Origin of the sequence: Paenibacillus amylolyticus (assembly GCF_051136285.1) — a bacterium.
GTDB lineage: Bacteria > Bacillota > Bacilli > Paenibacillales > Paenibacillaceae > Paenibacillus > Paenibacillus amylolyticus_F.
This window is the reverse complement of sequence record NZ_CP194938.1, coordinates 4,655,788-4,678,723: the sequence shown is the minus strand read 5'-3', so window position 1 is coordinate 4,678,723 and position 22,936 is coordinate 4,655,788. Positions and strand designations below refer to the sequence as shown.

The following is a 22,936-nucleotide window of genomic DNA, read 5'->3' as shown; positions in this document are numbered from 1 at the left end:
GTCAGCGTTAAATTTGATTGAAAGAATACATGAGGTTCACTAGGGGCGGATATGTATGATGTTTTGTGGAATTCAAAAAGGAGCCACGAGTTAATCTCTCGGGCTCCCTTTTAGAGGTTATAAATCTTTCATCTTACGTTTCAATTCACAACTTATATACTACTCAACTGTTACACTTTTCGCCAGGTTACGTGGTTTATCGACATCGTGACCTAGAGCCAATGAAGCGTAATATGCCAGCAATTGCAATGCAACAACGGACAGAGCAGGGCTCAGAAGTGGCAACGTCTTAGGAATAGCAAATGCTTGGTCTACAGATTTCAGCAAAGGAGCTACGTGCTCTTCGTACGTGATTGCCAAAACGTCTGCACCACGTGCTTTCACTTCTTTGATGTTACTTACTGTTTTCTCAAGGACATTTTCCTGTGTTGCCAAAGCAATAACAGGAATACCATCTTCGATCAACGCAAGTGTACCATGTTTCAGTTCGCCTGCAGCATAGGCTTCCGAGTGGATATAAGAGATCTCTTTCAGCTTCAACGATCCTTCTTGAGCTACCGCATAATCCAGACCACGGCCAATGAAGAAGAGATGTTCATGTTTAGAGATTTGCTCTGCATACCCTTTAATCGCATCCGCTTGCTCCAGCATGGATTCCACTTGCTCAGGCAGTGCTTGCATCGCTGCAAGTGTGTGTGCAATCTCATCCGGTGTTTGTGTACCGCGTACTTGTGCAAGGTACAGACCAAGAAGGTTAAATGCAATCAACTGAGACGTGTAGGCTTTAGTAGAAGCTACTGCAATCTCAGGACCAGCCAATGTAGCAATCACATCGTCTGCGTCACGTGCAATCGAACTGCCCACAACGTTTGTAATCGCCAGTACATGCGCACCGTTAGATTGAGCTTCACGCAGTGCTGCCAGCGTATCTGCTGTTTCACCGGATTGGCTTACCACAATTACAAGTGTATCTTTATGGACGATCGGCGAACGGTAACGATACTCAGAAGCAACATCCGTTTCAACAGGAATACGAACCAATTGTTCAATCACTGTACGTCCAACCAGACCAGCATGGTACGCCGTACCACATGCAATAATTTGAACGTTACGAATATTTTTGATTTGCTCTTCCGTCATTTTGAGTTCAGGAAGCTGAACTTTTTTGCCTTCATTGTCGATGCGACCCAGCATCGTATCACGATATGCTTTTGGCTGCTCATGAATTTCTTTCAGCATGAAATGCTCAAATCCGCCTTTTTCTGCGGTTACTGCATCCCAATCGACACGAATCATTTCCCGAGAAATAAAATTGCCCTCAATCGTCATCAATTCGACAGCATCATGTGTCAATACAGCCATTTCACCATCATTCAGAATATACACGTTACGTGTATGTTCCAGAATTGCCGGGATATCGGAACCGATGAAGTTCTCGCCTTCACCAATACCAATAATCAATGGGCTTGCTTGACGCACAGCAACGAGTTTCTCAGGCTCATGCTCTGTCAATACACCCAGCGCAAATGCGCCACGCAACAACGTGATCACTTTTTGCACAGTTTTAACGATATCACCATTGTATTCGCGTGCAATCAGGTGTGAAATGACTTCGGTATCTGTCTCGGAAGTAAACGTGTGACCTTGAGAGATCAGCTCATCCTTCAGTTCCAAATAGTTCTCAATAATCCCGTTATGCACAACAGAGAACTTCTGACTGCCATCCGTGTGTGGATGGGAGTTCTCGTCCGATGGTTTACCATGCGTAGCCCAACGTGTGTGTCCGATTCCGGCATTACCTACCAGCGGAGCACCATCTAGCTTTGCTTCAAGGTTTGCCAAACGTCCAAGAGCTTTCGTGATTTGCAGACCTTCTGGTGTGAAGATCGCGATCCCTGCAGAATCATAGCCACGATACTCGAGCTTTTTCAACCCTTCGACCAATACCGATTGAGTGTTCTTATTACCAATATATCCAACAATACCGCACATAATTTAGTTCCTCCGTTTGTATATGAATACTGTGTCAGGAAGAGAAACAGGCAGAGGTGGACGTGTTGGAAAATGATAGATTGCTTACCGTATCATGAATATCATTTCCTATTCAATTGTCAATGATCAGAACGGCCTTCTGCCGTCCCGCTGTGTTCATGCTCTATTACGAATGCAATCATGAATGTACATCATTTTCCGTCCGCGTACTGTTTACGCTCTTCGCGCACATTCATTTTAGTTTTATCTGATCTCCTGCACCTACCGGCGCGTTGTGTGGACAGTCACCCATCCATTTTCCGCAATCCGGTTTACGGCTCTGGTGCATCACCGGGAGGTCCCCGCCGAACAATCCGAACACCTCCACCTCGTCAGCTTGATTGCCGTCCATGTATCATGTCTTCTCTTCATAGTTCAAAAGAGATATCCACCAACATGTGTCCCGCGCAACTCCAAGCTCTGGCGCTTGTGTAACTGTAACCTTACAATCCTCACTTTCCGTGTCTGAATGACGACTCCACTCATTATATGCACCTGAAGTCCATTTTGCAATGGAGCAAAGTACCTGTAACTATTTCAGCATATTTACCCACGCTCCAACGCCAGATAATCAAACCCATAGTCTTATCTGGCAGGACGCAGGACCAATGAATGAATCGTTAATATTTGGAATTCAATCTACCTTGTATAACCATATGCCATGAAATCAATTTTGTGAAAATCAACTCTCAGATCGCATGGCAACAGGCTTTTCTTAGCGGTCTATACCAGCTCTTTTTGCACTACATCAACAATCTGGGATACAAACTGCTCCAGTTCATTCTTATCTGGCCCTTCCGCCATAACACGAATCAGGGACTCAGTACCTGACGCACGAACCAGCACACGGCCATTATCTCCCAGTTTTTCTTCTACCGCTGCAATGGCTTCACCGATCGCAACATTACCCTCATATTTGCTCTTGTCATCCACACGAACATTAACCAGCACTTGCGGGTACTGTGTCATGATCGCTTTCAGCCCACTCAACTTTTTACCAGAAGCCTTCAGCGTATCAACAAGTTGAATAGCCGTCAGCATGCCATCGCCAGTTGTATTGTAATCCAGGAAAATAACATGACCGGACTGCTCACCGCCCAAGTTGTATCCGCCACGACGCATTTCTTCCATCACGTAACGATCGCCTACAGCTGTTTTGGCTGTTTTCAGCGCAAGCTTCTCTGTTGCTTTGTAGAAACCAATGTTACTCATTACGGTAGACACCACCGTATTGTCTTTCAGCTTGCCTGCCCGATTCATCGCATCTCCGCATATGCATAGAATGAAGTCGCCATCCACTTCGGCACCCGTTTCATCGATAGCAATCAAACGATCTGCATCTCCGTCAAAAGCAAGGCCAAGATCAGCTTGATGTTTCAACACCTCTTGTTTCAAATGCTCTGGATGGGTCGAACCACATTGCTCGTTAATGTTCAGACCGTTCGGCTCAGCGCCAATGGCAATGACTTCTGCACCAAGCTCACTAAACAATTTAGGCGCCAGTTCATAAGCTGCACCATTCGCACAGTCGAGTACAATTTTGAGACCAGAGAACGACTCGGATACGGTTGTTTTCAGGTAGTCCAGATAACGATACCGGGATTCTTCATCGATCGTCACAGTTCCAAGACCCGCACCAACGGGACGTGGCAGTTCATCTTTTTCCGCATCCATTAATTCTTCAATCCGGTTCTCCGTTTCATCCGATAACTTAAAACCATCTCCACCAAAAAATTTAATACCGTTATCCTCAACCGGGTTGTGAGAAGCCGAGATCATGACACCCGCGTCTGCTCTGAGCAAACGTGCAATGTAAGCCACACCTGGAGTAGACACGACACCAAGTCGAATGACATCCGCACCAATAGACAGTAGACCTGCCACTAGCGCCGATTCCAGCATAAGTCCGGAAATCCGTGTGTCCATGCCAATGACTACTTTCGGTCTTTCCACACCACCTGCAAGCACGTAACCACCGCACCGTCCAATGCTATATGCTAACTCTGCCGTCAACTCTTTATTAGCAACCCCTCTGACACCATCTGTACCAAAATATTTACCCATGATCTAACTCCTTCTATTTGCATCATATATGAGCGCATCAATATCATTTTGAATTTGAAATAAATTAAAGATTACGGATTAGAACCCGATTTACTACCGCTACTGCTATTATTATCATTATTGTTTACACTTCCACGATTTGTTGCTGCACTTCCTTGCTGGCTTGGATCCTGATGCTCCGTATTCGATTCGTTTTGCTCTTCTACAGGATCCGTATTTGGCTTTCCATTCTCAACTTCTGCCGGCGATGGATCTGGTGATGATGGATTATCCTCACTTGAATTTGGATCTGGAGAAGCAGTTGCATCTTCGGCTTTTTCACTGATCTTAACCGTAGCACTTAAACTATTAGACGCCTTATCCAGCTTGGCAAACCGTGGCAGATCGGCTTCCAATTTAATCTCATGTGTACCCACAGCAAGTCCTCTGAGGTCTCCCGTAAGTTTGATGTCATCACCACTTAAACCTTCAAGCATGTTTCGTGATCCGGTTAGTGTGATATTTAGGCCACCGCTTTTCGGAGTAACTAACTCACTTTCCAGCCCAGTTCCCAAACCACTCAAATTAATCGGAACGTTGGGAAAGACCTTGGTTGTCGTCTCCACTTCATCATATGGAGACACGGTTACCTTAATCTGAATCGAACTAGGCTCGATTTTCTCAGAACCGGAAGGCGCCGTCAAGTCCACGTTAACTGTCGATGTACCCGACTGAGTGAATTGCGTAAGATCAAGAGTAGTCTGGTCATAGGACTGTATACCTGCAAGTACTTCCTCACTCCCATAAACCGAGACTTCTTTCACGTTAGGTTCAACTGAGGAGAGTACCAGACCGTCTGGCAACTGTCCTGAATATTGGATCCTCAAGGGCACTTTGGTATAGGGCTGACTGACCGGTATACGAACTTCAACCGCTTGCGGCGTTATGATTGCATTCTCGATCACTTTACCCTCGGCATCATATGCCTGAAGCTTCACTTTTTTCTGAATCACATCGTCCTTCGCATCTTTCACACTCACACTGCCCTGAACACTCGCCACAGCATCGAGTTGACCTTCCGGAAGAGTTACCTTAACCGGAGAGGAAGGTTCAACCACGGGCGTTCCTGCAGTATATCCAGCCGAAGGCTCTCCTTCGGGTACAATATTCACGTTAAACGATTTGGTGCCCAATTTCTCTACATTCACCGTCACCATGGATGGTTCCATACTGACCACTTCAACCCCGGAAGGAAGATCAGGGACAAGCGGTAATGTATTCGAACCATCCTTTACTTGGCTCAAATCGACCAGAACTTTATAATCATCATTGGTGAAAATAGATGTCAGCATCGAACGCTGCCCTTTGATCTCCAGTCGCACTTCATCTGTGCTGAGAGACGTAAGAACATAAGCATTACTATCCAAGCCATATGGCTGAACAGGCACAGTGCGCTCCACGACCTTACTGGATATGCCCGCAGTAATTGTTGGTGTTGTTGGAACTTCATCCAGATGTATCATGAACCAGAGAAGCAAACTCACCGCCAGTGCAAGAATTTTGGCAAACGTATTATTGTTAAACCATTTATCCATTTTTGCGTCCCCCCTTCCGTTTCCAGAAGGTTGACCATGCATTCTTCTTGCTCAAATTGGAGGTTGGGCGCAATTCCTCATACAGTTTGGCAATCAGTGATTCTTCCTTAATATCACGAACCACCTGTCCATTCATCGCCAGAGAAACTTGTCCTGTCTCCTCCGAAACAACCAGACAGATTGCATCGGCCACCTCAGTTATTCCAATTGCCGCACGATGGCGGGTACCCAATTCTTTGCTGATAAACGGATTCTCGGATAATGGCAGGTAACAGGCTGCTGCGGTTATTTGTTTTCCCTGGATGATCACTGCTCCATCATGAAGTGGAGTGTTCGGAATAAAGATGTTAATCATCAGCTCCGAACTGACGAGAGACTGCATTTTGATCCCGGATTCCGTGTAGTCATTCAGCCCTGTTTCACGTTCAAAGACAACAAGTGCACCAATTTTACGGCGGGACAGATAATTAACGGACTTAATAATCTCACCAATTAACACCGTTAACTCTTCGTCGCTTGCGGCAGCTGAGCGTCCAAATAACTTGCCTCGACCCAATTGCTCCAGACCACGGCGGAGTTCCGGCTGGAATATAATGAACACGGCCACGACTCCAAACGTAAACATCTGGTTCATTAGCCACTTGAGTGTATACAGATTTAGCCACGTACTTAATGCCCAGATCAACACAAGGAACAGAATCCCTTTCAGAAGCTGAACCGCACGTGTACCCCGTACAAGTAAAATCAGTTTGTACATAATATAGGTAACGATCAATATATCGATAACGTCCTTAATGGACTCTTTCCACGTTAAGTCAGCAAAATAATTCATAAGCCAGCCCCCGCTATCCCCATTGATGAGTAAACCCTGATCTCATATTAACCATTTGGGATTTTACATAACCCCTTCTTCGCATTTATTTAATGCTTATCTATATGTAGTATGTTCTCATTACTATCTAGGTTATAACGTTACCGTTCAGGTTGCAAGTTACTCCAGTCACAAACTGCATATAAGCTTCCTTTTTCCACTTTTTCTGTCATTTAAACAATAAAAAAAGGGCACCCCACGCAATTCGGAGGTACCCTGCTTGGTATATACCCGTGAAGTGATACCCTCACTTAGCGGTAAGCCACTTCATTTACCATATTGGTTATTTTGTACCAGAACCAGTCGAGCGCCTGATCAATACTTTTCACTTGACCTGAAACGTGCGCTGTAGAGGCTTGAAACAGTTGTCCGTCAATGACCGTCAGATTACCATTCACATCTCCGTAAACTTGAGCGGTTCCATTCTCTATCGTAAGATCGCCAGCAATTGACTTACCTTCTGGAACAATAACCGTGTTGCCTTGAATCACGAGCTGATCCAGACTGTTCCCCTTAACGACCATTTCGTTGTTCTGATTCCAGAAATTGAAGGCGCTAAAGAGCATCACGACCAAAAAGAAGGCTGCCGCCGTCAGCGCGGGATGTCCTTTGACCCATTTGAGCCATATTTGCTGTCTCTTGGGCTGTGGCAGAGCATTCATAATTCGATTGGTCAGCTCATCCGAGGCAGACGGTGAATAATGTTTCATGGCAAAGAGTAGCATTTCCGTCTGTTCCAACTCTTTAAAGCGCATGCGACAATCCGGACAGATCAACAGGTGGCTTTTCAGTTCAGTCTTCTGTTCCGGGGACAACGACTCATCCAAACATTCATGCATTAAAGAGACGGCCGAGTTGCAATCCATATGAGAGCCAATCCTTTCCTTAGACACTTAGTCCATGCACCTGTAAAAAGCACGCATAAGACTTGCATATATTTCATACGCACCCGTTTCGGATATGTTTCAAATAATTTTGCCCAATTTCGGGTGAACCTGAAATTATAACTTATATTCCAGTTTTTTGCGCAGAAAATCACGGCCCCGGTGTACCCTTGTCTTAATTGTAGTTACGGGCATACCTGTAACATCACTGATCTCCTGTAATGATAAATCCTGTAAGTATCTCAAAACCATAACCGACTTATACTTCGCTGGCAAGCTATCAATCGCCTCACGGATGAGGGTCTGTGTTTCGGAAAGAAGTGCCTCACTCTCCGGTGTTCGATCATCACTGGGAAGCATCGCGTATCCATCAGATCCTTCCTGATCATTAAGCTCAGCATCAAGCGAGTAGGAAGGTTTCTTTCTACGTAACCGGTCGATACACAGATTCGTTGCAATTCGATAGATCCAAGTCGAGAATTTCTGATTTGGATCATATTTTTCCATATTTCGAAACACACGCAAAAACGTCTCCTGAACAACGTCCTCCGCTTCGTGACGGTTGCTCAGCATCCGGTATGCCAAATGAAACAGCTTGTCCTTATATAATTCAACGATTTCTGCAAAGGCTCTCTGGTCACCCTTGAGTACCAGCTTCACAAGCCTGTTCTCCAAATTGTCCACCCTAATTCCCCCAGACATGCTGATGGGTCTTCCGTCTTCTAATACCCGCCCACACTTGTAATTCACCAATCAAATCGTAAATCAACTTTGGTCAAAAATCAAGACTGTATGACAAATATCGTCCAAAAACAGTAAAAACGGGAACTCCCGGAGGAGTCCCCTCTACTCTCGCCTTGAAAAGGAGAGATACATATTTAATTTAGTGCATAAACCATTCATCATGTGAATGACTCAGGTTCAATATCAGCCCGTATTACGTAACCCTGCAGCAATACCATTAATGGTCAACAACACTTCTCTGAGCAATTCCGTATCATCCTCACCACGTTCACGCATGTCGCGTAATTCACTCAGCAACTGTACTTGCATGTAGGAAAGGGGATCAACATACGGATTACGCAAACGAATCGATTCTTGAATAACAGGTACATCGTCCAGAATTTCAGCTTCGCCCGTAATTTTCAGGATCAGCTCTTTGGTCAGTTTGAACTCCGTTTCGATCTGACCATAGATGCGATCACGCGCTTCCTTGTTGGAAGTCATGGCCGAATACTCTTTGGCTATCACGAGATCCGCTTTGGCAATCGCCATTTGCACCGTATCAATCAATGTACGGAAGAACGGGAAGTTGGCATACATATCTTTCAGGACGTTCAGATTTTCTTCTTTGCCCTGATAGTAGCTCTGCAATCCTGTACCTGCCGCATACCATGCCGGAAGCAAATAACGGCTCTGTGTCCAGGCAAATACCCAAGGAATCGCACGCAGGTCTTCGAACTTGTCACTGCCCTTCCGTTTGGATGGTCGTGAACCAATGTTGAGCTCGCCTACCTCAGGAAGAGGTGTAGACTCCTTAAAGAACGTGAAGAAATCCGGGTCACGGAAAATGAGATCCTGATACTTCGTCAGCGACACTCCCGAGATGTCTTTAATAATCTCATCCCAAGCTTGCTCCGATGCCGACTCTTGCGGCTCCAGACCATTCAAAGCCGCTGTAATCAGCGCTGAAGTTGCCTGCTCCAGACTGCGATAAGCAATTCCCTGTAGAGAATAACGGGACGAAATAACCTCGCCTTGTTCCGTAATCTTGATCCCGCCCCCAATCGTATGAGGTGGTTGTGCAAGAATACTTCGGTTCAGCGGCATACCGCCACGTCCTAGGGCTCCGCCGCGTCCGTGGAAGAACTTCAGTTTTACGCCATGCTCATTACCTACAGCTGTAATTGCGTTCATCGCTATACGCAGTTCCCAGTTCGCTGTGACTACTCCGCCATCCTTGTTACTGTCAGAGTAACCAAGCATAATTTCGTGTAGTTCATTACGTGCCTTAACGCTTTCACGATACACAGGCAGATTAAAGAGTCTTTGCATGATCTCGGATGCTGCATGAAGGTCGTCAATCGTCTCGAACAACGGAACCGCCTGCAGTGTAGAGATGACTTCACCACTTGCTCCTTTGGAGAACAAACCAACCTCTTTGGCAAATACCATCACTTCAAGCAGATCACTTGCCCCTTGTGTCATACTAATCAGGTAGCTGGTAATACAGCCTGTACCGAATTCATTCTGTGCACGCTTGATTGTGCGGAATACATCCAGACACTCTTTGGTTCCTTCCGTATACTGATGGTAAGAAGATGTAAGCGGCCTAGGATCATCCAGCAAACGAGCAAGCAGGTCGATTTTACCGTCCTCTGTCAGACGTGCATAATCATCTACAATATTCATTTTCGCCAAAATTTCTGACATTGCACTTTCATGCTCCTTGCTGTGCTGACGCACATCCAAAGAAGCTGTATGGAATCCGAACAGTTCAACCTGACGAATCATTTTACGAATCGTTGTATCCGCTACATAGTCAGCAAAATGATGCCGCAGGCTTCTGTCGATAATTAACAAATCATCAATCAGGTCTTGAGCATTTTGATATCGATCCGGCTGACCTACTTTGTTCTCATCAAGAACATTGTTCAGCTTGGCAATCATGTAAGCCAGTTTAATGCGGTACGGCTCTTTTTCATTACGCCAAATGTCTACTTTTTTTAAAGTGACATAGCTGCGATCCTGCTCAATCGACTGCACCAGTTCATCCGAGATATGAATGATGTTGGTGCTGAAGCTGAGGTGACCCATGAGTTCAATCATAATCCGCTGATACTCACGCAAAGCGAGCTTGCGCTGCATCAACAGTGTCTGCCAAGTTACATCTGAAGTTACCGATGGATTTCCATCCCGGTCTCCACCAATCCAGGAACCGAAACGCAAATACGTCGGTACATGCCAGTCATGGTCTGGATAAAATTTATTCAGGCAACGTTCCAGCTCCTGATATACATCCGGAAGTACGTGGAACAACGTTTCATGAAAGTAATACATCCCGTTCCGTACTTCATCAAGTACAGTCGGTTTGCGATCGCGTAGCTCATCTGTTTGCCAGAGGGTAATAACCTCATTTAACAGTTTCTCACGCAGCTGTTCACGTTCACGCAACGTCAGCGTAGGATTGTCGAGCAGCATGACATCTTCGGAAATCCGTTTATGGATATCCAGAATAACCCGGCGCATCGCCTCGGTTGGGTGAGCTGTCATCACGAGTTCCAGCGATAAGTCATCCAGAATGTCCTCTACTTCGGTATGAGACAACCCACGTTCCTTCAAATCCTGTACTGCTTTTTCAATGGATCCCGGCTGTACAGCATCTCCTGCAGAGCGCTCATAATCCCGTTTACGCCGAATCCGATGGTTTTGTTCAGCAATGTTAACTAATTGAAAATAAATAGCGAAAGCCCGAATAACCTGATGACGATTGTCCGAGTCTAATTCCTGGATCATCGTTTTGAATTCTTCATACAGTTCTGGCAAAAACTCTGCACGCAACGATTTGCTCGTTTCCCGAATCTTCTCAACGATATCTAGAAGTTTCGTGCCGCCTTGATGGACAAGAACTTCTCCGAGTATATTGCCCAGGAACCGCACGTCTCTACGAAGCAGGTTGTTGGATTGGCTTTTGCTGGCGGTTACCATAGTTTCAGTCATGCTTATCCTCCCATCTGATCGTTCCATTCGTACACGTAAATTTGACACCTTCATAACATCATACAATAAAATGGTACGAAAATCTTTATTTTTCTACTAGAAAAAATGGGGATTATCCCCGAAATACAGCACAAAAACACGCTTTTTTATTCATTTTCTTGTTCTGCTTCAATGAATGGTCATTTGCTGTCGCATGATACCTTTTTCACGTACTTTCTACACCTCATATATCTCATAACTAATCTAAAAAATTTATAATTATGCAGTTTGTTTATATAGGCCTGAATGCACGCAAGCAAAATTTCCAGTCTCCAGTTTTACCATTCATTGATAACAGATGTTACAAAGAAACATGACCGGCAAAGCAAGCTTTTGTATACTTTATCACACTGACGTAATAAATTAAAGATGAAATTTTGATTTTCTATCACATACCGTCTGCTTTCAATCGATTTCTTATGTATGTCTCAATCACTTTTATCGCTTCCCCATAAGTTAACACTCCTCCTGCTACATAATCTTCTTGTGAGTTTGGGCAGATTACTTGATAGTTCGTACAACATAAAGGAGGAGTTCACATCATGAAAAAAGCCACAACAATTATTGCTTCAATGGTACTGGTTGCCGCAATGGCTGGTTCTGCAGGCGCTGAGGGCCACATGTCCAAAGGTATGGATGCCAACGGTTCTCGTGTCCAATCGTATCAGAACAGCAACTACATGGATCGTACAAACAGCAACATGAATATGAACATGGATGGTAACTATCGTACGAATGGGGATTACCGTACCAATAGCGTGCGCACAAATGCAGCTACAACAACAGACCGTGACAGGGGCATGGACTGGGGCTGGCTTGGTTTGCTAGGATTGCTTGGATTAGCCGGCATGCGTAAAAGAGTCACTGATCATCACGAGCGTTAATCCATTGATTCCTTTGAAAAAAAGAACCTCCGCTACTGGGCTGGTCAATGCTGACATATAGCGTAAAACAAGCATAATAGAGCCAAGACCTTCTGTGGCGCTTGTCACGAAGGTCTTGGCTCTATTGAATACATATAGGCGATCTGTCCCTCCGATCACCCTCTGACACTACACATTAACATTTTCAGTTTCACCATTGTTAAGTACACAAAAAAAGTCTCTGCATATATAGCAGAGACCTTGATCTGAATCAGTAAGCGGGTGATGGGAATCGAACCCACGCTATTAGCTTGGAAGGCTAAAGTTCTACCATTGAACTACACCCGCATAACAAAAATCGGGATGACACGATTTGAACATGCGACCCCCTGGTCCCAAACCAGGTGCTCTACCAAGCTGAGCTACATCCCGATATGAATGGAAATAATGGCGCGCCCTGAGAGATTCGAACTCCCGGCCTTTTGATTCGTAGTCAAACGCTCTATCCAGCTGAGCTAAGGGCGCAAATATTGGAGCGGAAGACGGGAATCGAACCCGCGACCCTCGCCTTGGCAAGGCGATGCTCTACCGCTGAGCCACTTCCGCAAAATAAAGGATGCGCGTGGAGGGACTTGAACCCCCACGTCAAAGACGCTAGATCCTAAGTCTAGTGCGTCTGCCAATTCCGCCACACGCGCATATAGTAAAAGTGAGTCATGAAGGATTCGAACCTTCGACACCCTGATTAAAAGTCAGGTGCTCTACCAACTGAGCTAATGACTCATAATAAATGGCTGGGGATATAGGATTTGAACCTATGCATGACGGAGTCAAAGTCCGTTGCCTTACCGCTTGGCTAATCCCCAAAAATAGATGGTGGAGGCTGAGGGGATCGAACCCCCGACCCTCTGCTTGTAAGGCAGATGCTCTCCCAGCTGAGCTAAGCCTCCATCTTTGGGATTCTCATCCCTTGTTAAAGCAATAGATATTACTATGACCCGTAGGGGATTCGAACCCCTGTTACCTCCGTGAAAGGGAGGTGTCTTAACCCCTTGACCAACGGGCCCCATCTTCAGAGCTCTCAACCGGGATCGAACCGGTGACCTCATCCTTACCATGGATGCACTCTACCTACTGAGCTATGAGAGCAAATGGCTCCCCGAACAGGACTCGAACCTGTGACAACTCGATTAACAGTCGAGTGCTCTACCAACTGAGCTATCAGGGAATAATATGCATTTGCAATGCAAATGCAATTCATCGTACAACGTCCACATGCAGAGCCTGTTTTCTATGTATGATGAAAGAGTTCGCTTGGCGGCGTCCTACTCTCCCAGGACCCTGCGGTCCAAGTACCATCGGCGCTAGAGGGCTTAACGGTCGTGTTCGGGATGGGTACGTGTGGAACCCCTCCGCCATCGCCACCAAACGCGATTGGTCGAAGCATAGCTTCTTCCATTCATCAGAGTGTTGTTCTCTGAAAACTAGATTCGAAACGAAACTTACGCGATTAAAACGTGCTATTGGATAAGCCCTCGACCGATTAGTACTGGTCAGCTCCATGCATTGCTGCACTTCCACCCCCAGCCTATCTACCTCGTCGTCTTCAAGGGGTCTTACATACTGGGAAATCTCATCTTGAGGGGGGCTTCACGCTTAGATGCTTTCAGCGCTTATCCCGTCCGTACATAGCTACCCAGCGGTGCTCCTGGCGGAACAACTGGTACACCAGCGGTACGTCCATCCCGGTCCTCTCGTACTAAGGACAGCTCCTCTCAAATTTCCTACGCCCACGACAGATAGGGACCGAACTGTCTCACGACGTTCTGAACCCAGCTCGCGTACCGCTTTAATGGGCGAACAGCCCAACCCTTGGGACCTACTTCAGCCCCAGGATGCGATGAGCCGACATCGAGGTGCCAAACCTCCCCGTCGATGTGGACTCTTGGGGGAGATAAGCCTGTTATCCCCAGGGTAGCTTTTATCCGTTGAGCGATGGCCCTTCCATGCGGTACCACCGGATCACTAAGCCCGACTTTCGTCCCTGCTCGACTTGTTGGTCTCGCAGTCAAGCTCCCTTATGCCTTTGCACTCTTCGAATGATTTCCAACCATTCTGAGGGAACCTTTGGGCGCCTCCGTTACTCTTTAGGAGGCGACCGCCCCAGTCAAACTGCCCACCTGACACTGTCCCCGTACCCGATGAGGGCACCAGGTTAGAACCTAGATACGATCAGGGTGGTATCCCAACGGTGCCTCCACACAAGCTGGCGCTCATGCTTCTAAGGCTCCCACCTATCCTGTACAGATCGTACCCAAATTCAATATCAAGCTGCAGTAAAGCTCCATGGGGTCTTTCCGTCTTGTCGCGGGTAACCTGCATCTTCACAGGTATTAAAATTTCACCGGATCTCTCGTTGAGACAGCGCCCAAGTCGTTACGCCATTCGTGCGGGTCAGAATTTACCTGACAAGGAATTTCGCTACCTTAGGACCGTTATAGTTACGGCCGCCGTTTACTGGGGCTTCGGTTCACAGCTTCGGATTACTCCTAACCACTCCCCTTAACCTTCCAGCACCGGGCAGGCGTCAGCCCGTATACTTCGCCTTACGGCTTCGCACAGACCTGTGTTTTTGCTAAACAGTCGCTTGGGCCTTTTCACTGCGGCCCCCTCGTGCTATTCACACTACCGGGGCACCCCTTCTCCCGAAGTTACGGGGTCATTTTGCCGAGTTCCTTAACGAGAGTTCTTCCGCGCGCCTTAGAATTCTCTTCTCGCCTACCTGTGTCGGTTTGCGGTACGGGCACCTTCATCTGGCTAGAGGCTTTTCTTGGCAGTGTGAGATCATGACCTTCGCTACTGTAATTTTCGCTCCCCATCACAGCTCAGCCTTACAATGTGCGGATTTGCCTACACATCAGCCTTACTGCTTAGACGGACATCCATCAGTCCGCGTCACTACCCTACTGCGTCCCCCCATCGCTCGTAACGATTTACGGTGGTACAGGAATTTCGACCTGTTGTCCTTCGACTACGCCTTTCGGCCTCGCCTTAGGTCCCGACTTACCCTGAGCGGACGAGCCTTCCTCAGGAACCCTTAGGCTTTCGGCGGATCAGATTCTCACTGATCTTTTCGTTACTCATACCGGCATTCTCACTTGTATAATGTCCAGCGCTCCTTACGGTACACCTTCAACCCTTATACAACGCTCCCCTACCCCTGATGCAATGCATCAAGCCATAGCTTCGGTGGTGTGTTTAGCCCCGTTACATTTTCGGCGCAGAGTCACTCGACCAGTGAGCTATTACGCACTCTTTCAATGGTGGCTGCTTCTAAGCCAACATCCTGGTTGTCTGTGCAACTCCACATCCTTTCCCACTTAACACACACTTGGGGACCTTAGCTGATGGTCTGGGCTGTTTCCCTTTTGACAATGGATCTTAGCACTCACTGTCTGACTCCCGGAAGTAAGTCTATGGCATTCGGAGTTTGACTGAGCTTGGTAACCCTTGCGGGCCCCGCACCCAATCAGTGCTCTACCTCCACGACTCTGTTTTCCGAGGCTAGCCCTAAAGCTATTTCGGGGAGAACCAGCTATCTCCGAGTTCGATTGGAATTTCTCCGCTACCCCCACCTCATCCCCGCATTTTTCAACATGCGTGGGTTCGGGCCTCCAGTGCGTGTTACCGCACCTTCACCCTGGACAGGGGTAGATCACCCGGTTTCGGGTCTACGTCCACGTACTATGGCGCCCTATTCAGACTCGCTTTCGCTGCGGCTCCGGCTCTTCACCTTAACCTTGCACGGGAACGTAACTCGCCGGTTCATTCTACAAAAGGCACGCCATCACCCCTAAAACGGGCTCTGACTTTTTGTAAGCACACGGTTTCAGGTTCTATTTCACTCCCCTTCCGGGGTGCTTTTCACCTTTCCCTCACGGTACTGCTTCACTATCGGTCGCTAGGAAGTATTTAGCCTTGGCAGATGGTCCTGCCGGATTCATACGGGGTTTCACGTGCCCCGCACTACTCGGGATCCGTCTCGGAGGGAACCAACTTTCAACTACAGGGCTTTTACCTTCTTTGGCGGGCCTTTCCAGACCTCTTCGCTTAACCGCTTCCTTTGTAACTCCATGTGAGACGTCCCACAACCCCAAAGAGCAAGCTCCTTGGTTTGGGCTTCTCCGCGTTCGCTCGCCGCTACTGACGGAATCACTATTGTTTTCTCTTCCTCAAGGTACTTAGATGTTTCAGTTCCCTTGGTATGCCTCTGCACAACCTATGTATTCAGTTGTGAGTAACTGGATATTACCCCAGCTGGGTTTCCCCATTCGGACATCCCCGGATCAAAGCTTGCTTACAGCTCCCCGAGGCAGTTTCGTTGTTCGCCACGTCCTTCATCGGCTCCTAGCGCCTAGGCATCCTCCGTGTGCTCTTAGTAGCTTAACCATGACGCTCGTGTTCGAGCTGTCGCTCCGCTTGGTTTGCTTGCGCAAAGCCAAAAGTCGCTCCATTTCGATCACTCGCTCCAGCAATCTACCGTTTTTATTGAAACTTGTTATACACAAGTTCAGCTAAAAAGGAATGTTCTAATTCGCGTTTGTTTCGTTTCGATATCTAGTTTTCAAAGAACAAGCTTATAAAATCTTGTTGGTGGAGCCAAGCGGGATCGAACCGCTGACCTCCTGCTTGCAAGGCAGGCGCTCTCCCAGCTGAGCTATGGCCCCATAATTCACCCCAAAAAGTGAAATATGGCTACGAAGTTTATTCCGATTACTTTTCGGGGACCCCGTACAAAAACACTTTATGAAGTTTAAATGGTGGGCCCTGGTGGACTCGAACCACCGGCCTCACCCTTATCAGAGGTGCGCTCTAACCAACTGAGCTAAGGGCCCACATTATAAAATTATCGAACCCATAATGGGTTACGCTTGGCGGCGTTCTACTCTCCCAGGACCCTGCGGTCCAAGTACCATCGACGCTGAAGGGCTTAACGGTCGTGTTCGGGATGGGAACGTGTGGAACCCCTTCGCTATCGCCACCAAACGTTTGAGAGTTTGAGCTCTCAAAACTGAGCAACGAGTGAGTTGAAAGCTTTACGAAGTAAAGCTCGCTTCGGAAGCATACTTCCTGAAGACTTTTTGAATGTTTCCACGCGGGAAACGATTCTCCATAGAAAGGAGGTGATCCAGCCGCACCTTCCGATACGGCTACCTTGTTACGACTTCACCCCAATCATCTATCCCACCTTCGGCGGCTGGCTCCTTGCGGTTACCCCACCGACTTCGGGTGTTATAAACTCTCGTGGTGTGACGGGCGGTGTGTACAAGACCCGGGAACGTATTCACCGCGGCATGCTGATCCGCGATTACTAGCAATTCCGACTTCATGCAGGCGAGTTGCAGCCTGCAATCCGAACTGAGACCGGCTTTGCTGGGATTGGCTCCATCTCGCGATTTCGCTGCCCGTTGTACCGGCCATTGTAGTACGTGTGTAGCCCAGGTCATAAGGGGCATGATGATTTGACGTCATCCCCACCTTCCTCCGGTTTGTCACCGGCAGTCTATCTAGAGTGCCCACCCGAAGTGCTGGCAACTAAATATAAGGGTTGCGCTCGTTGCGGGACTTAACCCAACATCTCACGACACGAGCTGACGACAACCATGCACCACCTGTCTCAACTTTCCCCGAAGGGCACCTGATGCATCTCTGCTTCGTTAGTTGGATGTCAAGACCTGGTAAGGTTCTTCGCGTTGCTTCGAATTAAACCACATACTCCACTGCTTGTGCGGGTCCCCGTCAATTCCTTTGAGTTTCAGTCTTGCGACCGTACTCCCCAGGCGGAGTGCTTAATGTGTTAACTTCGGCACCAAGGGTATCGAAACCCCTAACACCTAGCACTCATCGTTTACGGCGTGGACTACCAGGGTATCTAATCCTGTTTGCTCCCCACGCTTTCGCGCCTCAGCGTCAGTTACAGCCCAGAGAGTCGCCTTCGCCACTGGTGTTCCTCCACATATCTACGCATTTCACCGCTACACGTGGAATTCCACTCTCCTCTTCTGCACTCAAGTCACACAGTTTCCAGTGCGATCCGGGGTTGAGCCCCGGGATTAAACACCAGACTTACATGACCGCCTGCGCGCGCTTTACGCCCAATAATTCCGGACAACGCTTGCCCCCTACGTATTACCGCGGCTGCTGGCACGTAGTTAGCCGGGGCTTTCTTCTCAGGTACCGTCACCTTGAGAGCAGTTACTCTCCCAAGCGTTCTTCCCTGGCAACAGAGCTTTACGATCCGAAAACCTTCATCACTCACGCGGCATTGCTCCGTCAGGCTTTCGCCCATTGCGGAAGATTCCCTACTGCTGCCTCCCGTAGGAGTCTGGGCCGTGTCTCAGTCCCAGTGTGGCCGATCACCCTCTCAGGTCGGCTACGCATCGTCGCCTTGGTGAGCCGTCACCTCACCAACTAGCTAATGCGCCGCAGGCCCATCCCCAAGTGACAGATTGCTCCGTCTTTCCAGTTTCCTTCAGGCGAAGAAAACAAGTATTCGGTATTAGCTACCGTTTCCGGTAGTTGTCCCAAGCTTGAGGGCAGGTTGCCTACGTGTTACTCACCCGTCCGCCGCTAACCGTCCGAGAAGCAAGCTTCTCTTCAAGTCCGCTCGACTTGCATGTATTAGGCATGCCGCCAGCGTTCGTCCTGAGCCAGGATCAAACTCTCCAATAAAGATGAATTTGGTCAGCGTCGTTAAACGCTATCAAACTCATCGGGGTATTGAAAAGAGCGATAAGCTCATTTTGAATCTGACGAGATTAAAATCTCATTTGTGCTCCAGTCGACCCAAGCCAAGGCTTGTCTCAAACTTTCGCGTTCATTCTGCAAGCAGAATGTTTACTCACTCGTTGTTCAGTTTTCAAAGATCAAACATTCAATTTAAAACGTTGTTTTTCATGTTGTCGTCGTTTCAGCGGCGACTTTTATAATGTATCATAGCCAGATTCTATTTGCAAGCATTATTTTCGATTTTTTTAATCATGTTAACAAATATGCTTGTTCTATCAATCGGCTCCTTAAAAAATGGAACGAAAATTAATTTACCATATACTCATGGAATGGTCAACCCTATTTCGACAAAAGATTGATTATTCACTTTAACAATACACCAATGAGTCAGAGGCTCAGACTCTATAGAGAGTGCTGCTCCTCTCCTCATCTCGTGCAGATTTATATTTTCAGCCTTAATATCACGGCTTGGAATGCTTTAACTTGCCACCTCTTGCATACTTGGATAACTCTTTAGGCGGGGCAAATCGTGCATACATTCGGAATACAGTCTTGTACCGACTCGCTATAGCATATTTAATCTCCTGATCAAGACGATGGTCACTCAGATCGAACAACATTTCATCCAATTCTTTGCGCAATACATAGTCCAGCTCTTTGCATTCCTTCTCGTTAAATAGCATACCCAACATTCAGACTTCTCCTTTTTGTGCATAGCCTCTATAGTCACACTGCAGCATTTCAGCAACGTTTTTGGTTAAGCAAATCTCTTTTTGTCTGCACTGCTGAAACCCATTTTATTGTTATGGTCAAATTATTGGGAATTTATGAATGCTGGGTATCACAAAATTTCACGAAAAATTTCAACCTCTCACAAGCGCATATGTGAGTGTGCTCTCAATAACTGCCGCAACGAGGAGTAAGACGACGATCCAAAAGCTTGCTGTTAACGTCATGCTCATAAGCTCTTTCCATCGCGATCCAATCAATCCACGTTTGTCGCCTCCCAGTTGTGCAAGACTGCGTACCGACAGACCACCGAACTTCAATCCAAATGCACATGCAATAATAATGACCGGAATCTCGATAATCCCGTGAGGTAGTAGCCCCTTAACGACGATATCGAAAAAGCTGGCTCCATAATTCATCGAGGTATGAACAACAAAGCCCAGCACCATGCCGTTAATTAGCAGAAAGATGATGGGTAAGATGCCGAAGAAAACACCTGCATAGATGACCAGCACACTTTTGATAGCATTGTTGAAAAAAATGAGCAAAAAGAAATTCCATTGCACATTCTCTCCCTGCTGCAACTGTTGACTGATTTGGCGAAGGCCTTCAATCTGTTTTAACAATAACTGCTCCAGTGGCCCTGTACTTACCCATCCAGCACCAATCCCCACAGCAAACAACAGAAATGACCAGATTAAAACTCCCCTGATCTTGCCCATGTCTCTCATAAAAGTACTGAATTTTAACATAACAACCTCCTGATAATCGAAATGATGGACAAACAACGATGTAAAACGAATAACTGGACAGTACGAGCATACATTGGAAAGTAAACAAGCATTTCTTTATTGGGAGAGGGGCGCTTAGCGAAATGAACTCGTTCTATGTATTTAGCGGCAAAAAAATCAAACGTAACCTGATTGTGCTCGTTGCTGCCATCTTTGCAATTGGTATTATTTATCTGGAGAGCGGAAACGTATCTGTGTTCTCGGAAGAAGCACCTTCCGCCGTCTACAGTGTTGCAACCGACAAAAAGGTCATTGCGCTTACCTTTGATATCAGCTGGGGGGATAAACGCACCGAGCCGATTCTAAAAGTTCTTCAGGAGAACAAAGTGCAAAAAGCTACCTTCTTCCTCTCTTCACCCTGGAGTAAAACGCACCCTGAAATTGTTACTGCCATCAAAGATGCAGGATATGAGATTGGCAGCCATGGACATCGGCACGAAAACTACAGCAGTTTAACCGAAGAGCAAATCCGTAAAGAAATTTCGACAGCTCACAGCATTTTAACCGATTTAACAGGAAAAGAACCGAATTTGCTGCGATTGCCTAATGGAGATTTTGATAAACGTGTGCTTCAGGTTGCGAACAGTTTAAACTATCAAGTTGTACAGTGGGACACCGATTCTCTAGATTGGAAAAATCCCGGGGTGCAAACGATTGTCGATCGCGTCGTCAGTAAAGCTCATCCCGGTGACATCGTCCTGCTGCATGCCAGTGACTCTTCGAAACAAACCCATGAGGCTTTGCCAGTCATCATCGATAAATTGAAAAATCAGGGATATGAGTTCGTGACCGTGTCCGAGATGCTTAATCACTCCAGTGTAAAAGGTAAGGAAGTACGTGATCAAGCCAGCGCCCAATAATGAAACAAGGAGACCATCCATCAGGAACGGAATTTTAAGGTTCACAGCCCGTTTAAACAATACCTGCACCACGCAAGTGGAGCCATGATACGTAAAAAAAAGTTGAAAAGAGCTAACTTGGTTAGCTCTTTTGGTATTTCTCATAATATGGGCTTTTTGATGTTAATGGATGCTTACAAGTCCGTATTCTTTCATCGGCTCGGAGCAGGCTCCACAGATCTTTCTTTTGTAACATCGACCAGTTTGTGCAAAATCAACATCTGGTATGCATTACATAACAGCAAAGGGATCACAATAAATATGGTTGCTGCATTAACATCAATGCGCAATACACCAATCGTCTCCACAGCCGTTACGGCTATCATGAAAAAGAGCGTTGGTACTAACGCGGAGATATGCGTCTGTTTTATTTTCACGTAAGCGGTAACAATTGCCGTCGCCAAAATGATCAGTCCCAGCACAATGTCCGAGATGCGCTCCCGCCCTCCTCCAACGAACAAACGTAAGAACATGATGTCCAGCAGCGCCAGCACGGTCAGCACAATCTGAACCATTTGCCATCCGCGTCTTGGAAATACACCCTTCCCCATATAATTTAATATGAGATATGCAAAGAAACCCATTTGTGAATATACGCTAATCATCACTCCGGAGCCAAACAGAATCAGAAGATACAACATAAAATCAGCAATTCCGTTCATTCTTTCTCCATTTACCAACATCATAATCAATCCTGTACCTAATGCTCCCGCGGCGCCAATAAGTAAGGCTGTCCAAAACAGGAAAAACCATCTACGCAAATTCAAATGTTTTCCACCCCCGAGAGTATATTTTACCAACCTTCACAGCAAAAAACCATCATTGCTCAACATATTTCCCCCTTTCCCATCACATACTACATCCAGTATCTATTCAAGGAGGGATTGTACACATGAAACGGCCTATGTGGCAGCTATGCTGCGTTGTATTGGGACTATCCGTCATGCTTGCCGGCTGTGGTTCAGATCAGAGTTCTTCGCCTCCTCAGGGCAGTTATAAAGAAATGAAAACGATGGTCGTAGATATTTTGAAAAGTGATGAAGGCAAAAAAGCGGTTGAAGAAGCTCTAACGGGGCAAAGCAGCTCTGGAGGCGGTGGCTCTGAAGAAGGGGGCAGCTCTGGCGGTGGAGCAGGAAAAGTCGGTATGAAAATGTTAATGCCTATGCAATCTTCGGAACAAATACGTATTGCTGTAAAAGATACCATAACCGCTCCTGAATACCAGAAGGAATTCGAGAAGATCATGACCGACCCGCAATTTGCCGGTGAATTCGCCAAGGTGATCAACGCTCAAAGCAAGCAACTGCACATGCAGCTAATCAAAGATCCGACGTATCAAAAATCAATCGGGGATATCATGAAATCACCTGAGGTATCCAAGATGTTTATGGATATGACTAAAACCCCTGAATACCGAAAACAGACGATGACCGTTATGCAAGAAGTCATGCAAAATCCTCTGTTTCGTATGGAAGTCCTTACTTTGCTAAAAAAAGTAGTACAAGAAGAGCTTCAGCCCAAAATAGAAAGTGGTGGCGGGCAAAAGGGGCAGGACGGTGGAGATGGTGGCAGTGGTGATTCTGGAGGCGGAGACTCTGGTGGTGGCGGTGGAAATTCATAAAACGAAACGTATATCCGGAGTTCGTTAAAAATTTATCGATGATGGATGCTCATCCTCAAAC

Annotated in this window: 14 protein-coding genes, 13 tRNA genes and 4 rRNA genes; 3 read left to right on the top strand and 28 right to left on the bottom strand. The window is 46.8% G+C overall.

The genetic code is table 11. From position 1 onward, the window contains the following. Positions 1–159 precede the first annotated feature (159 nt). From glmS to ppc, 8 genes are all read right to left on the bottom strand, one after another. Positions 160–1,992, bottom strand: a complete 1,833-nt coding sequence (gene glmS / locus ACR8BL_RS20590; protein WP_434749289.1) for a glutamine--fructose-6-phosphate transaminase (isomerizing) — start codon at positions 1,990–1,992, stop codon at positions 160–162. A 232-nt stretch (positions 1,993–2,224) separates the two neighbouring features. Beyond that, positions 2,225–2,383, bottom strand: coding sequence for a hypothetical protein (locus ACR8BL_RS20585; protein ID WP_434749288.1), 159 nt, complete (start codon positions 2,381–2,383; stop codon positions 2,225–2,227). Between the two features lie 371 nt (positions 2,384–2,754). Continuing rightward, positions 2,755–4,095: a phosphoglucosamine mutase gene (gene glmM / locus ACR8BL_RS20580; protein ID WP_434749287.1), complete on the bottom strand. Its 1,341-nt coding sequence runs from the start codon at positions 4,093–4,095 to the stop codon at positions 2,755–2,757. A 71-nt stretch (positions 4,096–4,166) separates the two neighbouring features. Then, positions 4,167–5,669: a CdaR family protein gene (locus ACR8BL_RS20575; protein WP_434749286.1), complete on the bottom strand. Its 1,503-nt coding sequence runs from the start codon at positions 5,667–5,669 to the stop codon at positions 4,167–4,169. Beyond that, on the bottom strand, positions 5,662–6,501 hold the full coding sequence (cdaA, locus tag ACR8BL_RS20570; protein WP_434749285.1) for a diadenylate cyclase CdaA: 840 nt from the start codon (positions 6,499–6,501) through the stop codon (positions 5,662–5,664). The genes ACR8BL_RS20575 and cdaA overlap by 8 nt, the downstream gene beginning before the upstream one ends. A gap of 290 nt (positions 6,502–6,791) precedes the next feature. Beyond that, positions 6,792–7,406 (bottom strand): zf-HC2 domain-containing protein, encoded by a 615-nt coding sequence (locus tag ACR8BL_RS20565; RefSeq protein WP_434749284.1) that lies wholly within the window; start codon positions 7,404–7,406, stop codon positions 6,792–6,794. A gap of 135 nt (positions 7,407–7,541) precedes the next feature. Then, on the bottom strand, positions 7,542–8,108 hold the full coding sequence (sigW, locus tag ACR8BL_RS20560; protein WP_090924356.1) for an RNA polymerase sigma factor SigW: 567 nt from the start codon (positions 8,106–8,108) through the stop codon (positions 7,542–7,544). Positions 8,109–8,351: 243 nt separating this feature from the next. Beyond that, a complete protein-coding gene (gene ppc, locus ACR8BL_RS20555; RefSeq protein WP_434749283.1) occupies positions 8,352–11,144 on the bottom strand; it encodes a phosphoenolpyruvate carboxylase in 2,793 nt (930 codons plus the stop codon). 581 nt (positions 11,145–11,725) lie between these two features. Between ppc and ACR8BL_RS20550 the strand changes: the two genes are divergently transcribed. Further along, positions 11,726–12,067 carry a WGxxGxxG family protein gene (locus ACR8BL_RS20550; RefSeq protein WP_434749282.1) on the top strand — a complete coding sequence of 114 codons (342 nt, stop codon included), beginning with the start codon at positions 11,726–11,728 and terminating at the stop codon, positions 12,065–12,067. Between the two features lie 256 nt (positions 12,068–12,323). On the opposite strand, the gene ACR8BL_RS20545 is transcribed toward ACR8BL_RS20550, so the two are convergent. The 19 genes from ACR8BL_RS20545 to ACR8BL_RS20455 form a co-directional block, all read right to left on the bottom strand. Continuing rightward, a tRNA-Gly gene (locus tag ACR8BL_RS20545) sits at positions 12,324–12,394 on the bottom strand. A gap of 10 nt (positions 12,395–12,404) precedes the next feature. Further along, positions 12,405–12,478: transfer RNA gene (locus tag ACR8BL_RS20540), tRNA-Pro, on the bottom strand. A 16-nt stretch (positions 12,479–12,494) separates the two neighbouring features. Continuing rightward, positions 12,495–12,571, bottom strand: a tRNA-Arg gene (locus tag ACR8BL_RS20535). Positions 12,572–12,577: 6 nt separating this feature from the next. Further along, positions 12,578–12,652 (bottom strand) — tRNA-Gly (locus tag ACR8BL_RS20530). 11 nt (positions 12,653–12,663) lie between these two features. Continuing rightward, positions 12,664–12,744: transfer RNA gene (locus ACR8BL_RS20525), tRNA-Leu, on the bottom strand. A 12-nt stretch (positions 12,745–12,756) separates the two neighbouring features. Continuing rightward, a tRNA-Lys gene (locus ACR8BL_RS20520) sits at positions 12,757–12,829 on the bottom strand. 8 nt (positions 12,830–12,837) lie between these two features. Next, positions 12,838–12,912, bottom strand: a tRNA-Gln gene (locus ACR8BL_RS20515). Between the two features lie 8 nt (positions 12,913–12,920). Continuing rightward, positions 12,921–12,996 (bottom strand) — tRNA-Val (locus tag ACR8BL_RS20510). Positions 12,997–13,040: 44 nt separating this feature from the next. Further along, positions 13,041–13,112 (bottom strand) — tRNA-Glu (locus ACR8BL_RS20505). Positions 13,113–13,122: 10 nt separating this feature from the next. Beyond that, positions 13,123–13,195, bottom strand: a tRNA-Thr gene (locus tag ACR8BL_RS20500). A 3-nt stretch (positions 13,196–13,198) separates the two neighbouring features. Then, positions 13,199–13,274 (bottom strand) — tRNA-Asn (locus tag ACR8BL_RS20495). Positions 13,275–13,358: 84 nt separating this feature from the next. Beyond that, a 5S ribosomal RNA gene (rrf, locus tag ACR8BL_RS20490) occupies positions 13,359–13,475 on the bottom strand. Between the two features lie 94 nt (positions 13,476–13,569). Further along, positions 13,570–16,495, bottom strand: a 23S ribosomal RNA gene (locus ACR8BL_RS20485). A 202-nt stretch (positions 16,496–16,697) separates the two neighbouring features. Then, positions 16,698–16,773, bottom strand: a tRNA-Ala gene (locus ACR8BL_RS20480). A 91-nt stretch (positions 16,774–16,864) separates the two neighbouring features. Beyond that, a tRNA-Ile gene (locus ACR8BL_RS20475) sits at positions 16,865–16,941 on the bottom strand. Between the two features lie 34 nt (positions 16,942–16,975). Continuing rightward, positions 16,976–17,092: ribosomal RNA gene (gene rrf, locus ACR8BL_RS20470) — 5S ribosomal RNA — on the bottom strand. 130 nt (positions 17,093–17,222) lie between these two features. Next, a 16S ribosomal RNA gene (locus ACR8BL_RS20465) occupies positions 17,223–18,778 on the bottom strand. Together the 16S, 23S and 5S rRNA genes with 13 tRNA genes alongside form the textbook arrangement of a ribosomal RNA operon. A 518-nt stretch (positions 18,779–19,296) precedes the next feature. Next, positions 19,297–19,527: a hypothetical protein gene (locus ACR8BL_RS20460; protein WP_434749281.1), complete on the bottom strand. Its 231-nt coding sequence runs from the start codon at positions 19,525–19,527 to the stop codon at positions 19,297–19,299. Between the two features lie 171 nt (positions 19,528–19,698). Next, a complete protein-coding gene (locus tag ACR8BL_RS20455) occupies positions 19,699–20,316 on the bottom strand; it encodes a stage II sporulation protein M (RefSeq protein WP_434749280.1) in 618 nt (205 codons plus the stop codon). A gap of 122 nt (positions 20,317–20,438) precedes the next feature. Between ACR8BL_RS20455 and pdaB the strand changes: the two genes are divergently transcribed. Further along, positions 20,439–21,215 (top strand): polysaccharide deacetylase family sporulation protein PdaB, encoded by a 777-nt coding sequence (gene pdaB / locus ACR8BL_RS20450; RefSeq protein ID WP_434749279.1) that lies wholly within the window; start codon positions 20,439–20,441, stop codon positions 21,213–21,215. Between the two features lie 191 nt (positions 21,216–21,406). Here pdaB and ACR8BL_RS20445 read toward each other — a convergent pair whose 3' ends face one another. After that, the gene (locus ACR8BL_RS20445; protein ID WP_434749278.1) at positions 21,407–22,021 is read right to left on the bottom strand and encodes a KinB-signaling pathway activation protein; all 615 of its coding nucleotides are present in this window, start codon (positions 22,019–22,021) and stop codon (positions 21,407–21,409) included. Positions 22,022–22,146: 125 nt separating this feature from the next. Between ACR8BL_RS20445 and gerD the strand changes: the two genes are divergently transcribed. Beyond that, positions 22,147–22,875, top strand: a complete 729-nt coding sequence (gerD, locus tag ACR8BL_RS20440) for a spore germination lipoprotein GerD (RefSeq protein WP_434749277.1) — start codon at positions 22,147–22,149, stop codon at positions 22,873–22,875. Positions 22,876–22,936 lie beyond the last annotated feature (61 nt).

Coding starts and splice junctions, on each gene's coding strand:
- glmS (WP_434749289.1), bottom strand. CDS start 1,992: ATGTGCGGTATTGTTGGATATATTGGTAATAAGAACACTCAATCGGTA.
- gerD (WP_434749277.1), top strand. CDS start 22,147: ATGAAACGGCCTATGTGGCAGCTATGCTGCGTTGTATTGGGACTATCC.
- ACR8BL_RS20565 (WP_434749284.1), bottom strand. CDS start 7,406: ATGGATTGCAACTCGGCCGTCTCTTTAATGCATGAATGTTTGGATGAG.
- ACR8BL_RS20575 (WP_434749286.1), bottom strand. CDS start 5,669: ATGGATAAATGGTTTAACAATAATACGTTTGCCAAAATTCTTGCACTG.
- ppc (WP_434749283.1), bottom strand. CDS start 11,144: ATGACTGAAACTATGGTAACCGCCAGCAAAAGCCAATCCAACAACCTG.
- glmM (WP_434749287.1), bottom strand. CDS start 4,095: ATGGGTAAATATTTTGGTACAGATGGTGTCAGAGGGGTTGCTAATAAA.
- ACR8BL_RS20585 (WP_434749288.1), bottom strand. CDS start 2,383: ATGGACGGCAATCAAGCTGACGAGGTGGAGGTGTTCGGATTGTTCGGC.
- pdaB (WP_434749279.1), top strand. CDS start 20,439: ATGAACTCGTTCTATGTATTTAGCGGCAAAAAAATCAAACGTAACCTG.
- cdaA (WP_434749285.1), bottom strand. CDS start 6,501: ATGAATTATTTTGCTGACTTAACGTGGAAAGAGTCCATTAAGGACGTT.
- ACR8BL_RS20550 (WP_434749282.1), top strand. CDS start 11,726: ATGAAAAAAGCCACAACAATTATTGCTTCAATGGTACTGGTTGCCGCA.
- ACR8BL_RS20460 (WP_434749281.1), bottom strand. CDS start 19,527: ATGTTGGGTATGCTATTTAACGAGAAGGAATGCAAAGAGCTGGACTAT.
- ACR8BL_RS20455 (WP_434749280.1), bottom strand. CDS start 20,316: ATGTTAAAATTCAGTACTTTTATGAGAGACATGGGCAAGATCAGGGGA.